Source organism: Streptomyces sp. NPDC021749 (assembly GCF_040640655.1).
GTDB lineage: Bacteria > Actinomycetota > Actinomycetes > Streptomycetales > Streptomycetaceae > Streptomyces.
The window spans coordinates 1-13104 of the sequence record NZ_JBFACE010000014.1 but is presented as its reverse complement, the minus strand read 5'-3'; the positions used below and the strand labels follow the sequence as shown (position 1 = coordinate 13104).

Sequence of the window (13104 nt, the reverse complement as noted above, 5' to 3'; positions counted from 1 at the left end):
CGAGCTGAATCGTCGTCAATTCGCAAATTTGGGGCGACTCGCCGCGTACTTGGCGAGGTGATCGTGCTGATCCTGCTCGGTGGTGGCGTAATGCTCGCCCGTCGCCTCAAGCTTTCCGCCGATCGCGGAGAGGCCTTCACCGAGGGTGGGCATCGACTCGACGAGACCTGCGCTCACCGGTGAGTAGACATCCATGAAATACTTGAGCAAATCGTCGTCACCCCACTCCTCGGCCTCTTTGAGCGTGGCCGCCAACTTCTTGGCGGCAGCGCTGAAATCGGAGCCGATGTCCTTGAAGACACCGCCCTGCGCCTTGAGAACGGCCGGATCGACGTCGTAGCCGGAGCCTGCCACGGGTCCCCCTTGTTGTGCGTTGATGCGCGTTGACCGAAGCGCTTAAGTACCGCGTAAATCCTATGTCGTACGGTATCCGACGACCACGGCGACAGAGTGAGTGGGCGGTGAAGATCAACTTCACACACCAGTACCGTCCCTCGTATGCGACCAGAGAAGAGAATGTCCCCATGCCCCAGACATTTCACCCAAAAGACCTCAAGCGTATTTGGTGGCGCTGCGTCCATCTGTTCGCCATTCTGGGCGTCCTGGCGGCCAGTGTCGTTGTCGCCTGGATGGGGCTGATCCAGGCGGGAATCGCGGGAACGCATGGGAAGCTCACGGTCGACTACTGCTATATGAAGCATCCCGTCAGCGGGAAACGGCACACGAGCCGATCCCCCGACACCTTCACCTGCAACGGCACGTTCCGGGCGGACGACGGGAAAGTCGTGGCCGACGACGCCCACGTGAGCGGCCTCGCGGCCGAGTACCCCAAGGGACACACGCTGTCGACCCAGCGCAGCGGCAACGAGGTCTTGCCGGATGACCCCCGCGGTGCGCTGAAGATGTTCCTGATCGCTTCCGGGCTGCTGCTCATCGAGGCGTTCGTCGTCTTCTGGTTCGTAACGAAGCTCGACAAGAACGGCATGAGCCTGACGGATTCGTGGCGGAGCACCAAGGGCACGGCCGGCCGCGTCGTCGTGGTCGGCATCGCGGTAATCGGCGTCATCGGCCTCGCCGCCGGCCCGCTTCTCGCGTTCGCACTTCCCGGCTGAGCCGGGACAGGGCCGGGCCCGCGGCGTTCGTCGGGCCCGGCAGGAAGCCTCAGAACCCGGCAGGCTCCGTATAGATGCCCCACTCGTCCCGCAACACCCCGCAGATTTCGCCCAGGGTGGCCTCGGCGCGTACCGCGTCGAGCATCGGCTCGATCATGTTGCTGCCGTCGCGGGCGGCGGCCAGCAGGGCCTTGAGGGAGGCGGAGACCCGGGCGTCGTCGCGGGCGGCCTTGCGGGTGGCGAGGACGCGGACCTGTTCGCGTTCGACCTCGTGGCTGACCCGGAGGATCTCCAGATCGCCGGTGACCGAACCCTCGTGGCAATTGACGCCCACGACCTTCTTGTCACCCTTTTCCAGCGCCTGCTGGTAACGGAAGGCGGATTCGGCGATTTCGCCGGTGAACCAGCCGTCCTCGATGCCGCGCAGAATGCCGGAGGTCATCGGGCCGATCGGATGCCGTCCGTCGGGGTGCGCCCGCAGACCCCGCTCCTTGATCTGGTCGAAGATCTTCTCCGCGTCCGCCTCGATGCGGTCCGTCAACTGCTCGATGAACCACGAACCGCCCAGCGGATCCGCCACATTGGCGACGCCGGTCTCCTCCATCAGCACCTGCTGCGTGCGCAGCGCGATTTCCGCGGCCTGCTCACTCGGCAGCGCGAGGGTTTCGTCCAGCGCATTGGTGTGCAGCGAGTTGGTGCCGCCCAGCACCGCCGCCAACGCCTCGACCGCGGTGCGTACGACGTTGTTGTACGGCTGCTGCGCGGTCAGCGATACGCCGGCCGTCTGGGTGTGGAAACGGAGCCACTGCGCCTTTTCGCTCGTCGCGCCGTAGACGTCTCGCATCCAGCGGGCCCAAATGCGGCGGGCCGCACGGAATTTGGCGATTTCCTCGAAGAAATCGACATGGGCGTCGAAGAAGAAGGAAAGCCCCGGCGCGAAGGTGTTGACGTCCAGACCGCGACTGAGCCCCAGCTCGACGTAGCCGAAACCGTCCGCGAGGGTGTACGCCAGCTCCTGTGCGGCGGTCGCCCCGGCCTCGCGGATGTGGTAGCCGGACACCGAGAGCGGCTTGTACGCGGGAATGCCGTGCGCACAGTGCTCCATCAGGTCGCCGATGAGGCGCAGATGCGGCTCCGGCTGGAAGAGCCACTCCTTCTGGGCGATGTATTCCTTGAAGATGTCGGTCTGGAGGGTGCCGTTGAGGACGGCCGGGTCGACGCCCTGCCGCTCGGCGGCGACGAGGTACATGCAGAAGACCGGCACGGCCGGGCCACTGATCGTCATCGACGTCGTGACGTCACCGAGCGGGATGTCCTTGAAGAGGACCTCCATGTCGGCGGCGGAGTCGATGGCCACGCCGCAGTGACCGACCTCGCCGAGCGAGCGCGGGTCGTCGGAGTCCCGGCCCATGAGCGTCGGCATGTCGAAGGCGACCGAGAGCCCGCCGCCGCCGTTGCCGAGGATCATCTTGTAGCGCTCGTTCGTCTGCTCGGCGTTGCCGAAGCCGGCGAACTGGCGGATGGTCCAGGTGCGGCCGCGGTAGCCGGTCGGGTACAGCCCCCGGGTGAAGGGGTACTCGCCGGGCCATCCGATCCGCTCGAAGCCCTCGACGGAGTCCCCGGGCCGGGGCCCGTACACCGGCTCGACGGGATCGCCCGAGAGCGTCGTGAAGTCCGCGTCCCGCGTGCGGGCAGCGTCATAGCGGGCCTGCCAGCGACGGCGGCCTTCCTCGATCGCGTCAGCGTCCATACCATCGAATTTACTAGGACGTCCTAGTAATTGTCGACGGGAGCCGGCCGCGGTTCGACGAAAGGGCACCCACTCGTGTCACCTACGTCACGTTCCGTAGTTGGGAGGAGGTGCGGAAACGCGCCCGTCGTGGTACCTGACGGGCGCGTGACGGAGCGGGATCAGGCCTTGACCGGCTCCGGCGCGGTCTCGGCGAGCAGCGGCTCGACCTCGCGCACCACCTGGCGCTCGACGAAGAACGCCGCGGTCGGGATCGTCCCGGCGACCAGCACCCACAGGAGCTTGCCGAACGGCCACTTGGCCTTGGAGCCCAGGTCGAAGGCGAAGATCAGGTAGATGATGTAGAGCACGCCGTGGACCTGGGAGACGACCAGGGTGAGGTCCTTGCCCATTCCGAAGCCGTACTTGGCGATCATGCAGGCGCACAGCGCCAGCAGCATCACGGCCGTGACGTAGGCCATCACCCGGTAGCGGGTCAGCACGCTGGATTTCATGGATACGAGCGTAACCGCCCGGAAAATGCCCGCGGACGCGGGGCCACGGGGCTGAGGGAGCACGGGCCGAGGGACCGCGAGGCGCGCCGCGGCGCGGTCCCGTACGGCGCTACTCCTTGAAGTCCTCGGCGGCCACCCGCAGCGGCCGCAGCATCGCGAAGATCTCCGCGCACTCCTCGTCGTCGTATGCGCCGAGCCCGAAATCCATGGCCATCAGGTCCCGGGTCGCGGCGTCGCAGACCTCGCGGCCCTTGTCCGTGATGGAGGCGAGGGTGCCCCGCCCGTCGTTCGGGTTGGGCCGCTTGGCGACCAGACCGGACTTCACCAGCCGGTCCACGGTGTTCGTCACCGAGGTCGGATGCACCATGAGCCGCTCGCCGATCTTGGACATCGGCAGCTCACCGGCCTTCGAGAAGGTCAGCAGCACCAGCGCCTCGTAGCGGGCGAAGGTCAGCCCGTACGGCTTGACCACCGCGTCCACCTCGGACAGCAGGATCTGATGGGCGCGCATGATCGACGTGATCGCGGCCATCGACGGCACGGCTCCCCACCTCTGGCGCCACAGTTCGTCGGCGCGCGAGATGGGATCGAAAGCAAGGCTGAGCGGCTTCGGCACGTCTCCGACCCTACCCGGCGGTCATATTGTGGTCAGCCTCGTCTCAGTTTTCGGTCTCACTGAGCGGTCGCGGAACAGGTGCGCTGCCCGCCCGGGGCCGTCCGCCGCACCTCGCGGATCACCGCGAGGACGCCGAGTGCGCCGAGCGCGCCCGCCGCCGGCATCACCGCCCGCAGCGGCGCGTACTCCGCCGCGAGACCGGCCGCGCCCATCGCCAGCCCCATCGCCGTCATCCGCCCCGCCTGCACCACCGTCATCCCCTGCCCCAGCAGCTCCTCGGGGACCGCGGCGACGAACCACCGGTCCACGCCGAAGTTGTACGAGATGCCGGTACCGGTCAGTGCGAGCAGCAGCACCGCCCAGCCCAGCGACGGCTGCGCGACGAAGCCGAGGGACGGCAGCACCGCGAAGACGGCCATGGGGAAGGTGAGCCGGGACCGCGCCCGCGGCCCCAGGAGCGAGCCGACCAGGCTCTCCGCCACCACGGCACCGATCGGCATGCTGCACATCAACAGCCCCGCACCGCCCGGCCCGGCGCCGAGCAGATCGGCGTAGGGGACGAGCAGCGCCTCGGGGATCACCACGAAGGCCGGCGGCAGCCAGGACAGGAGCAGCAGCGCACGCACCCTGCGGTCCGCCAGCAGCCGCCGTACGCCGCCCAGGGAGGCGCCCAGCAGCGCCCCGCGCCCGGCCGCCGTACCGTCGCCGTCCCGGGCCGGGCGGGCCCGGGTGCGAAGGCGCAGCAGCAGCGCCGAGCCGAGGAAGGTGACGGCCGTGAGGGCGAGCACCGCCCCGGGCGTCACCACGGCCACCAGCAGCCCGCCGACGCCGAAGCCCACCAGCTGGGCGCTCTGGTTCACGATGCGGATCACCGACCGGCCCAGGACGAAGAGATCGCCCTCGCCGAGGATGTCGCCGAGCGTGGCGGCGCGGGTGCCGGCGAAGACCGGGGCGATGGCGGCGATGACGCAGCGCAGGGCGAGCAGCACGGCGACCGGTGTGCCCGGCAGGACCATCCCGGCCGCCGCCAGCGCGCACAGCAGATCGCAGACCACCAGCACCCGGCGGGCCGGGTACCGGTCGGCGACGGCGGACAGCAGCGTCCCGCCGAGGACGTACGGCAGCAGCCCGAGCGCGAAGGTCAGGGCGCTCAGCAGCGGGGAGTCGGTGCGCCGGAAGACCAGGACGGACAGGGCGATCTCGCAGACGACCACGCCGAGGGAGGACAGCAGGTGCGCGGCGAAGACCGCCCGGAATTCCGGAACGGCGAAGACGGCCCGGTAACGGGCGGGGGCGGCGTGCCCGGTGGCCTCGCCGGTGCCGCCTTCCCGCACCTCCTCGGTACCGTCCTCGGGGCGTGCGGGATGACGGCCCGGCGGAACGGGCCCGGGGGTCGCGGACATGGCGGCAGACTGCCGCGCGCCGCCCCCGTCCCGTAATCTTTCGGCCCCAGCCGAATCCGGGGGAGGTCCCGCGGTCATGCCGCTGCACTTGCACTTCGGCGCCGACGACCTGCTGCGCATCCGGTTCGCCATCTCACCGCTGTGCGAGACGCACGAAGCCGTACGGACCCTGCGCCGCACCGACCGGCACGGCTACCACGCGCCGTGGCTGCGGCGGATGCGCACGAGGCTGGCCGGGCTGGACCTGACGCCACTGTGGCTGTTCATGCCGGCCTCGCCACCGGGCTACACCCCGGACTTCCTGGGCCGGCCCCCGGACACCCCGCTGCCCGGGTTCGACGAGGAACTGGCGCGGCTACGCGCCACCGACCCGGAGCTGGCCCGGGCCGAGATGGCCAAGTCGCTGGCGTGTGCGCCCGGTGGGGCGGAGTCCGCGCGCGGGCGGGCGGCGCTGGCGGATCCGGCCCGCGCGGTGCAGGAGCTGGCCGACGTCACCGAACGGGCCTGGCACGCGCTGCTCGCGCCGGACTGGCCCCGGCTGCGGGCCCTGCTGGAGGCCGAGATCGCCTACCGGTCACGCCAGTTGGCGGACGGCGGGCTGCGGCGGCTGTTCGCGGACCTGCATCCGCGGCTGACCTGGTCGGGCGAGACCCTCACGGTGCAAACCCGCACCGACTTCGCCCAGACCCAGGACCTGGACGGCCGCGGGGTGCTGCTGCTGCCCAGCGTCTTCGCCTGGCCGGACGTGGTGAGCGGCTTCGACCCGCCGTGGCAGCCGACCGTCATCTACCCGGCGCGCGGGATCGGCGGCCTGTGGGCCGAGCCGGACGCCGGGCCCGCGCTGGCCCGGCTGCTGGGGCCGAAGCGGGCGGCCGTCCTGGCCGCGCTCGACGCGCCGTCCTCCACGACGGCACTGGCCCGCCGCCTCGGCCTCGCCCCGTCCTCCGTCTCGGCCCACCTCTCCGTCCTCCGCGCCGCCGGCCTCCTGACCTCCCACCGCCACGGCCACGAAGTCCTGTACGAGCAGACGCCCCTGGGCCTCGCGTTGCTCGGCTGATCCCACGGACCTGGCCGTCCCGCCGCGGGCATTTCTCGCCGTTCCGCTGCGCTTTGCGGGCGCCGCGTACGTGGTCGACTTTCCCGCCGTCGGGGTTGTTCGCCGTTGCTCCCCCACTGCCTGAAGGGCGTGGGGTTCACCCCTCGGAGAGATACCGCTCGACGGTTTCGACCTTCGAGGTCAGCCCGTCCGTGACCCCCGGGCGGATGTCCGCCTTGAGGACCAGCGAGACCCGCCCGGCGCGTGCCTCTACGGCCGCGACGGCTCGTTTGACGACGTCCATGACCTCGTCCCACTCGCCCTCGATGGACGTGAACATCGCGTCCGTACGGTTCGGCAGGCCGGACTCGCGGACGACCCGGACCGCGTCGGCGACGTATTCACCGACGTCCTCGCCGACGCCCAGCGGGCTCACGGAGAAGGCGACGATCATGCGTTGACGATCCCTTCCTTGCGGGCGCGGGCGGCGATCACGCCGGCCTCCTCCTCGCGCTTGAGCACCCTGTCTCCGTAGAGACCGCCGAACGGGAGGATCGCCAGCAGGAAGAAGAAGGCGACGCGCTTGAAGGGCCACTTGGTGCGGTTCCACACGTCCAGCAGCAGCACCACGTACGTGATGAACAGCAGGCCGTGGATCAGGCCGAGCGGCATCACCAGGGCGTCGTAGTCGAAGGCGAGCCGGAAGCCGGTGCCGAAGATCAGCAGCGCCGGGAAGGAGATGGCCTCCGGAACGGAGGCCAGGCGCAGGCGGTGCAGGGCGGCGGCGGTCTTGATGTCCACGGGAACCTCGTTCGGGTGGCGGGCGAGGAGCAGGCTTGTGCAAGGGTTCACAAGCGTCGCCCTATTGTTACAGCCGCGCCCGCGATCCCCGCGCCGGGGGGACGTGAGCCGGACCACGCAGGGCCTGGGCCTGGGCCGGGCCAGCCCGGGCGGTCAGGGAGATCTCCGGGCGTTGTCAGGGGCAAAGGACCTGCCCCGCGCGGTCGGTGGCCATTACCGTCTGATGCGTGGCTCAGTTTCGGCTCCAGGGGAGCAAGGTGCTCGCCGTCGACATGACGGGCGATGCCGTCAAGGCGAAAAACGGGGCGATGGTCGCGTACGACGGCCAGATGTCCTTCAAGAAGATGACCGGCGGTGGCGAGGGCCTGCGCGGCATGGTCACCCGGCGGCTCACGGGTGAGCAGATGGCCGTGATGGAGGTGAAGGGTCACGGCACCTGCTATTTCGCCGACCGCGCCAGCGAGATCAATCTGGTGCAGCTGCACGGCGAGAAGCTGTACGTGGAGGCCAGCAACCTGCTCTGCACGGACGCGGCGCTGCGGACGGGCACGACGTTCACGGGCCTGCGCGGCGCCTCCCAGGGCAACGGCCTGTTCACCACCACCGTCGAGGGCAGCGGCCAGGCGGCGATCACCTCGGACGGCCCCGCGGTGGTGCTGCGGGTCACCAAGCAGTACCCGCTCCAGGTCGACCCGGGCGCCTATGTGGCGCACACCGGCGATCTGAAGCAGCACTTCCAGTCGGGCGTGAATTTCCGCACGTTCATGGGGGAGGGCTCGGGCGAGGCCTTCCAGATCCGTTTCGAGGGCGAGGGTCTGGTGTACGTCCAGCCCAGCGAGCGCAACACCGTGGGTGGTGAGGTCTGATGCCGTTCACGGCGCTCAATTCCCGCATGGTGCAGGCCACGATCGCGCCCGGCCAGCGGATGTTCAGCCAGCGCGGGGCGATGCTCGCGTACCGCGGTGAGGTGACGTTCACCCCGAACATCCAGGGCGGCCAGGGCGGTATCGGCTCGATGATCGGCCGCCGGATCGCCGGTGAGGCGACTCCGCTGATGACGGTGGAGGGCAGTGGCACGGTGATGTTCGGCCACGGCGGCCACCACGTCCACGTCGTGGACCTGACCGGCGAGACGCTCTACGTCGAGGCCGACCGGCTGCTGGCCTTCGACGGCTCGCTCCAGCAGGGCACGATGTTCATGGGCGCCCAGGGCGGTGTGATGGGCATGGTCCGCGGTCAGGTCACCGGCCAGGGCCTGTTCACGACCACGCTCTCCGGTGTCGGTTCGGTCGCGGTGATGGCCCACGGCGGCGTGCTGGAGCTGCCGATCACCCCGCAGCGCCCGGTCCACGTCGACCCCCAGGCCTACGTCGCACACCGCGGCGAGGTCCGCAACAAACTGTCCACCGCGCTCGGCTGGCGCGACATGGTCGGCCGCGGCTCGGGCGAGGCCTTCCAGCTGGAGCTGTCGGGCCAGGGCACCGTCTACGTCCAGGCGTCGGAGGAGAAGCTGTGACCGGTCCCGTTGTCCACGACGTCGCTTCGCTCCCGGCCGATGACAACGTCAATCCGTACGCCTTCAGCGTCGAGCTGGACGGCCAGTGGTTCCTGCAGAAGGGGAAGATGATCGCCTACTACGGGCAGATCGGCTTCCACGGCATCGGGCACGGCCGGCTGGACCGGCTGATCGCCGGAAGTTTCCATTCGCCACTGCACGCCGCGGACTGGGTGGTCGCCGAGGGCCGGGGAAAGATGCTGCTCGCTGACCGTGCCTTCGATGTGAATTCCTTCGATCTCGATGAGGGCAACCTCACTATTCGCTCGGGCAACTTGCTCGCGTTTCAGCCATCTCTGTCGCTGAAGCAGTCGATCATCCCGGGCTTCCTCACGCTGATCGGGACGGGCAAGTTCGTGGCCGCGTCCAACGGGCCGGTGGTCTTCATGGAGCCGCCGCTCCGGGTCGACCCGCAGGCGCTGGTCGGCTGGGCCGACTGCCCCTCGCCGTGCCACCACTACGACCACCAGTACCTGCGGGGATTCCTCGGGGGGCTGCGCGCGCACACCGGTATCGGAGGGGCTTCGGGCGAGGAGCACCAGTTCGAGTTCGTGGGGGCGGGTACGGTCCTGCTGCAGTCGACGGAGCAGTTGATGCCGGAGCTGGCGACCGGCGCGGTCCCGGTGGAGGAGGGCGTTCCGGGCGCCGGTGGACACGTTCCGCAAAGTGGCTCACAACTGCCCCAGCTGCCCGGCAACCTCGGGAGCCTCCAGCGCCGCTTCGGGCTGTGAGCGATAGTCTGCGGACGGTGACCTCGAACGTCTGACCCACATCCGGCCCCGGCCGGCCGTCGTCACCAACGGGGATTAATTCACTATTCAACTTTTAACAGGTAGAATTCATCCATGACGACCGACAGCGACACTCCCTGGCTGACCGACCAGGAGCAGCGTGCCTGGCGCACTCATCTGGACGTCAGCAGACTGCTGATGCACCAACTGGAGCGCGATCTGCAACCGTTCGGCCTGACGAACAACGATTACGAGATCCTGGTCAACCTCTCCGAGGCCGAGGACCACCGGCTCCGGATGAGCGACCTGGCCGCCAGCACCCTGCAGTCCAAGAGCCGTCTCTCCCACCAGATCACCCGGATGGAGAACGCCGGCCTGGTACGCCGGGAGAGTTGCGAGTCGGACCGCCGCGGCCTCTACGCCGTGCTGACGGAGGAGGGCTGGGACACCATGCGCCGGGTCGCCCCGCACCATGTCGCCTCGGTCCGCAAGCACTTCATCGACCTCTTCTCCGCCGAGGACCTGCAGGCACTGCGGGCCTCCCTCGCCCCGGTGGCCGAACACCTCCGCGCCCAGCGCGGCACGATCTGACCGCCCGGCCGCGGCCCCGCCCGGGCCGCGGCGCCCCGGGTCAGCCGGCCGCCGGCAGCCGCAGCTCGAAGACCGCCCGGTCCCGTACGGCCAGCGTGCCACCGTGCCGGACCGCCACGTCCCGCGCGATGGCCAGGCCCAGCCCGGCCCCGCCGTCGTCCCGCGCCCGTGCGTCGTCGAGCCGGACGAACCGCTCGAAGATCCGCTCCCGGTCCGCTTCCCGCACCCCGGGCCCGTCGTCCTCGACCCGCAGCACGGCCCACTCCCCCTCGCGCACCACCGCGACCCGCACCTCCCCGGCCGCATGCCGCTGCGCGTTGTCCAGCAGGTTCCCCAGTACGCGCCCCAACTGGCCGCGCGATCCCGCCACTTCGACGCCCGCCAGCTCACCGGTGGTGACCGGAATCCGGTCCCCGGCCCGCTGCGAGAGCTCCTCTTGCACCAAGGCCGCGAGGTCCACCCGGGCCTCGGCCGGCCGCTCCCCCGCGTCCAGCCGCGCCAGCAGCAGCAGATCCGCCGCCAGCCGCTGGAGCCGCACGGTGTCCGCCACCGCGCCCGGCACGTCCAGCAACTCGGGGTGCGCCACCCCCACTTCCAGCTGGGTGCGCAGGCTGGCGATCGGGCTGCGCAGCTCGTGCGAGGCGTCCGCGACGAACCGCCGCTGCCGCTCGACGCTGGTCTCCAGCGCGGCCAGGGTCTCGTTGGTGGTGCGCGCCAGCCGGCCGATCTCGTCCCGGGACGACGGCACCGGCACCCGCCGGCTCAGGTCCGTACTGGCCGTGATCGCCGCCATCTCCGACCGGATGCCCTCCACCGGCCGCAGCGCCCGCCGGGTGACCAGCCAGGTCACCCCCGCCACCACCACGAGCAGCAGCGGCAGCCCGATCAGCATCGCGGTCCGCACCGAGCCGACCGCGGCACGCTCCGGCGCCAGCGCCGACCCGGCCCGCACCACGGCCTTCTCACCCCGGCCGTCCTCGGCCTCGACCTCCGCGAACCGGTAGGCCGCCACCGTGCCGTCGACGTCCGCGGTCCCGTCCCGGTAGTGGACGTCCTCGTCGACCTCACCGGGCCGCAGCCCGCCCGGGGCCTCGTCATCGTCCCCGTCATCGTCCTCGTCACCCGACCGGACGGAGCCGCCCGTTCCGGTTCCCGCCGGTACGCCCTTGACCGGCCGGCCGTCGACGGCCCGCACGTCCTCGCCGGCCGCCAGCACCCGCCCGTCCTCGTCGGCGACCACCACCGGATGGTCCTCGCCGTCCGGCAGATCGAGCTTCGGGTACGCCGTGCCGGTGGCGATCTGCGCGGCCACCTCGCGCGCCGCGACCTCCGCCTGCAGCCCGGCCTGGTCCTGCAGATTGCCGCGCAGCACCAGCAGCACCGCGGTGCCGGCCGCGATCAGCGCCACCGCCACCACCACGGTCGCGCCGGCCGCCGCCCGGGCCCGGACCGAACCCAGGAGCCGGCCCGCCGCCCTACGCACCGGCCACCAGCCGGTATCCCGCACCGCGCACCGTCACGATGTGCCCGGCGCCCAGCTTGCGCCGCAGCGCGCTCACATAGACCTCGATGATGTTGACGTCGCCGTCGTAGGCGAAGTCCCACACGTGCTCCAGGATCTCCGTCTTGGACACCACCTCGCCCGCCCGCAGGGCCAGTTGCTCCAGTACGGCGAACTCCTTGGCCGTCAGCGCGACTTCGGTGCCGTCCCGCTCGACCCGGCGCGCCCCCTGGTCGACGGCGAGCGCCCCCACCCGCAGCACCGGCGCGGCGCTCCGCCCCCGCCGCCGCAGCAGCGCCTTCACCCGGGCCACCAGCACCACGTACGAGAACGGCTTGGTCAGGTAGTCGTCGGCGCCGGTGTCCAGCCCCTCGGCCTCGTCGTACTCGCCGTCCTTGGCGGTCAGCATCAGGATGGGAACGTCGTTCCCGGCGGCCCGCAGCGCGGCACAGACGCGGTAGCCGTTCATGCCGGGCAGCATGATGTCCAGCACGACCAGGTCGTAGGCGCCCTCGCCGGCACGGTGCAGCCCTTCGAGGCCGTCGTGCACCACGTCGACCGCGTATCCCTCGGCCCGCAGGCCCCTGGCCAACGACAGGGCCAGCCGCTGTTCGTCCTCCACGATCAAGAGCCGCATAGCGGCCAAGCCTGCCATCCGGAACCTGAAGAGCCCTTCAGCCGGCTTCAGCTGGGCTTCAGGTGCGTTCGGCCACTGTGGCGGCACAGCGTTGATCCGGACAACCGGTCCGAGCACCTACGGAGGAGAGCACATGAAGCGCCACCTCGTCATCGCCACCGCCGCCGCGGCCGCCCTGTTGGCCGGCGGTACGGTCACCGCCGTCGCGGTGAGCGGCAACGGCGCACCGACCACGGCACCGGCGAACGGCCACGCCCGCCAGGACACCGAGGACCTCCGCGAGGCCGGCGCCGCCCGGGTGACCGCACCCCAGGCCGCGGCGGCCGCCCTCAAGGCCGTCCCGGGCACCGTCTCCGGCCTGGACCTCGACCAGGACCGGCCGGGCCTGGTCTGGGACGCGGACGTGCTGGGCAAGGACGGCAAGTGGCACGAGGTCACCCTCGACGCGCGGACGGCACGGGTGCTGAACCAGCATGTCGACCGCGATGAGGACGACGATCACGCCGGGGGGCGGGCCACCCTCAAGAACGCCCGCACGGACGCGGCCGCCGCCGCCCGCAAGGCCGCGGGCCACGGCACGGTCACCTCCGTCGAGCTGGACGACGACTACCGCGCCAAGGCCGTCTGGGAGGTCGAGACGGTCGCCAAGGACGGCACCGAGCACAAGCTGCTCGTCGACCCGCACACCGGAACCTTGAGCACCGCTCCGGCCCACGACACGGACGGCGACCACGACAACGACGGCGGGGACGACTGACCCGGGGAGCCACCCCCACCCACCGTTCCCCTCCCCCTCACGGGAGGGGACGGGCCGGAGGGGCCGGTTGTGTGGACGTAAAGCGAAGCAGTCCACACAACCGGCCCCGCAGGACCGTCA

16 protein-coding genes are annotated in these 13104 nt (G+C 70.6%); 7 read left to right on the top strand and 9 right to left on the bottom strand.

Going from position 1 to position 13104, the window contains the following annotated elements; genetic code table 11:
* Positions 1 to 15: 15 nt before the first annotated feature.
* Positions 16 to 354, bottom strand: a complete 339-nt coding sequence (locus AB0G35_RS16125) for a hypothetical protein (RefSeq protein WP_360948983.1) — start codon at positions 352 to 354, stop codon at positions 16 to 18.
* A gap of 170 nt (positions 355 to 524) precedes the next feature.
* Here AB0G35_RS16125 and AB0G35_RS16120 point away from each other — a divergent pair, with 170 nt between their 5' ends.
* A complete protein-coding gene (locus tag AB0G35_RS16120; protein WP_360948981.1) occupies positions 525 to 1112 on the top strand; it encodes a hypothetical protein in 588 nt (195 codons plus the stop codon).
* Positions 1113 to 1161: 49 nt separating this feature from the next.
* On the opposite strand, the gene AB0G35_RS16115 is transcribed toward AB0G35_RS16120, so the two are convergent.
* From AB0G35_RS16115 to AB0G35_RS16100, 4 genes are all read right to left on the bottom strand, one after another.
* On the bottom strand, positions 1162 to 2862 hold the full coding sequence (locus AB0G35_RS16115) for a methylmalonyl-CoA mutase family protein (RefSeq protein ID WP_360948979.1): 1701 nt from the start codon (positions 2860 to 2862) through the stop codon (positions 1162 to 1164).
* Positions 2863 to 3023: 161 nt separating this feature from the next.
* Positions 3024 to 3356: a DUF3817 domain-containing protein gene (locus AB0G35_RS16110; protein WP_360948977.1), complete on the bottom strand. Its 333-nt coding sequence runs from the start codon at positions 3354 to 3356 to the stop codon at positions 3024 to 3026.
* 109 nt (positions 3357 to 3465) lie between these two features.
* Positions 3466 to 3972 carry a MarR family transcriptional regulator gene (locus AB0G35_RS16105; RefSeq protein ID WP_360948975.1) on the bottom strand — a complete coding sequence of 169 codons (507 nt, stop codon included), beginning with the start codon at positions 3970 to 3972 and terminating at the stop codon, positions 3466 to 3468.
* A gap of 56 nt (positions 3973 to 4028) precedes the next feature.
* On the bottom strand, positions 4029 to 5375 hold the full coding sequence (locus AB0G35_RS16100) for an MFS transporter (RefSeq protein WP_360948973.1): 1347 nt from the start codon (positions 5373 to 5375) through the stop codon (positions 4029 to 4031).
* 76 nt (positions 5376 to 5451) lie between these two features.
* On the opposite strand from AB0G35_RS16100, the gene AB0G35_RS16095 reads away from it, so the two are divergent.
* Positions 5452 to 6432 carry a DUF5937 family protein gene (locus AB0G35_RS16095; protein ID WP_360948971.1) on the top strand — a complete coding sequence of 327 codons (981 nt, stop codon included), beginning with the start codon at positions 5452 to 5454 and terminating at the stop codon, positions 6430 to 6432.
* A gap of 136 nt (positions 6433 to 6568) precedes the next feature.
* On the opposite strand, the gene AB0G35_RS16090 is transcribed toward AB0G35_RS16095, so the two are convergent.
* Both AB0G35_RS16090 and AB0G35_RS16085 read right to left on the bottom strand, forming a co-directional pair.
* A complete protein-coding gene (locus AB0G35_RS16090; protein WP_302864851.1) occupies positions 6569 to 6865 on the bottom strand; it encodes an MTH1187 family thiamine-binding protein in 297 nt (98 codons plus the stop codon).
* Entirely contained in the window at positions 6862 to 7212 is a 351-nt protein-coding gene (locus AB0G35_RS16085) for a DUF3817 domain-containing protein (RefSeq protein WP_261955656.1), read from the bottom strand. Before AB0G35_RS16085 ends, AB0G35_RS16090 begins: the two co-directional genes overlap by 4 nt.
* Before the next feature lie 227 nt (positions 7213 to 7439).
* On the opposite strand from AB0G35_RS16085, the gene AB0G35_RS16080 reads away from it, so the two are divergent.
* The 4 genes from AB0G35_RS16080 (at position 7440) to AB0G35_RS16065 (ending at position 10089) form a co-directional block, all read left to right on the top strand.
* Positions 7440 to 8078, top strand: coding sequence for an AIM24 family protein (locus AB0G35_RS16080; protein WP_078872509.1), 639 nt, complete (start codon positions 7440 to 7442; stop codon positions 8076 to 8078).
* A complete protein-coding gene (locus AB0G35_RS16075) occupies positions 8078 to 8728 on the top strand; it encodes an AIM24 family protein (RefSeq protein ID WP_360948968.1) in 651 nt (216 codons plus the stop codon). The genes AB0G35_RS16080 and AB0G35_RS16075 overlap by 1 nt, the downstream gene beginning before the upstream one ends.
* Positions 8725 to 9498: an AIM24 family protein gene (locus tag AB0G35_RS16070; RefSeq protein ID WP_360948966.1), complete on the top strand. Its 774-nt coding sequence runs from the start codon at positions 8725 to 8727 to the stop codon at positions 9496 to 9498. The genes AB0G35_RS16075 and AB0G35_RS16070 overlap by 4 nt, the downstream gene beginning before the upstream one ends.
* Before the next feature lie 114 nt (positions 9499 to 9612).
* Positions 9613 to 10089, top strand: a complete 477-nt coding sequence (locus tag AB0G35_RS16065; protein WP_360948964.1) for a MarR family transcriptional regulator — start codon at positions 9613 to 9615, stop codon at positions 10087 to 10089.
* A 40-nt stretch (positions 10090 to 10129) separates the two neighbouring features.
* Here the strand turns inward: AB0G35_RS16065 and AB0G35_RS16060 are convergent, their stop codons facing one another.
* Both AB0G35_RS16060 and AB0G35_RS16055 read right to left on the bottom strand, forming a co-directional pair.
* Positions 10130 to 11548: a HAMP domain-containing sensor histidine kinase gene (locus AB0G35_RS16060; RefSeq protein ID WP_360949252.1), complete on the bottom strand. Its 1419-nt coding sequence runs from the start codon at positions 11546 to 11548 to the stop codon at positions 10130 to 10132.
* A 16-nt stretch (positions 11549 to 11564) separates the two neighbouring features.
* Positions 11565 to 12227, bottom strand: a complete 663-nt coding sequence (locus AB0G35_RS16055) for a response regulator transcription factor (RefSeq protein ID WP_360948962.1) — start codon at positions 12225 to 12227, stop codon at positions 11565 to 11567.
* Positions 12228 to 12360: 133 nt separating this feature from the next.
* Between AB0G35_RS16055 and AB0G35_RS16050 the strand changes: the two genes are divergently transcribed.
* A complete protein-coding gene (locus AB0G35_RS16050) occupies positions 12361 to 12984 on the top strand; it encodes a PepSY domain-containing protein (RefSeq protein ID WP_360948960.1) in 624 nt (207 codons plus the stop codon).
* The last annotated feature ends 120 nt before the right edge of the window (positions 12985 to 13104 follow it).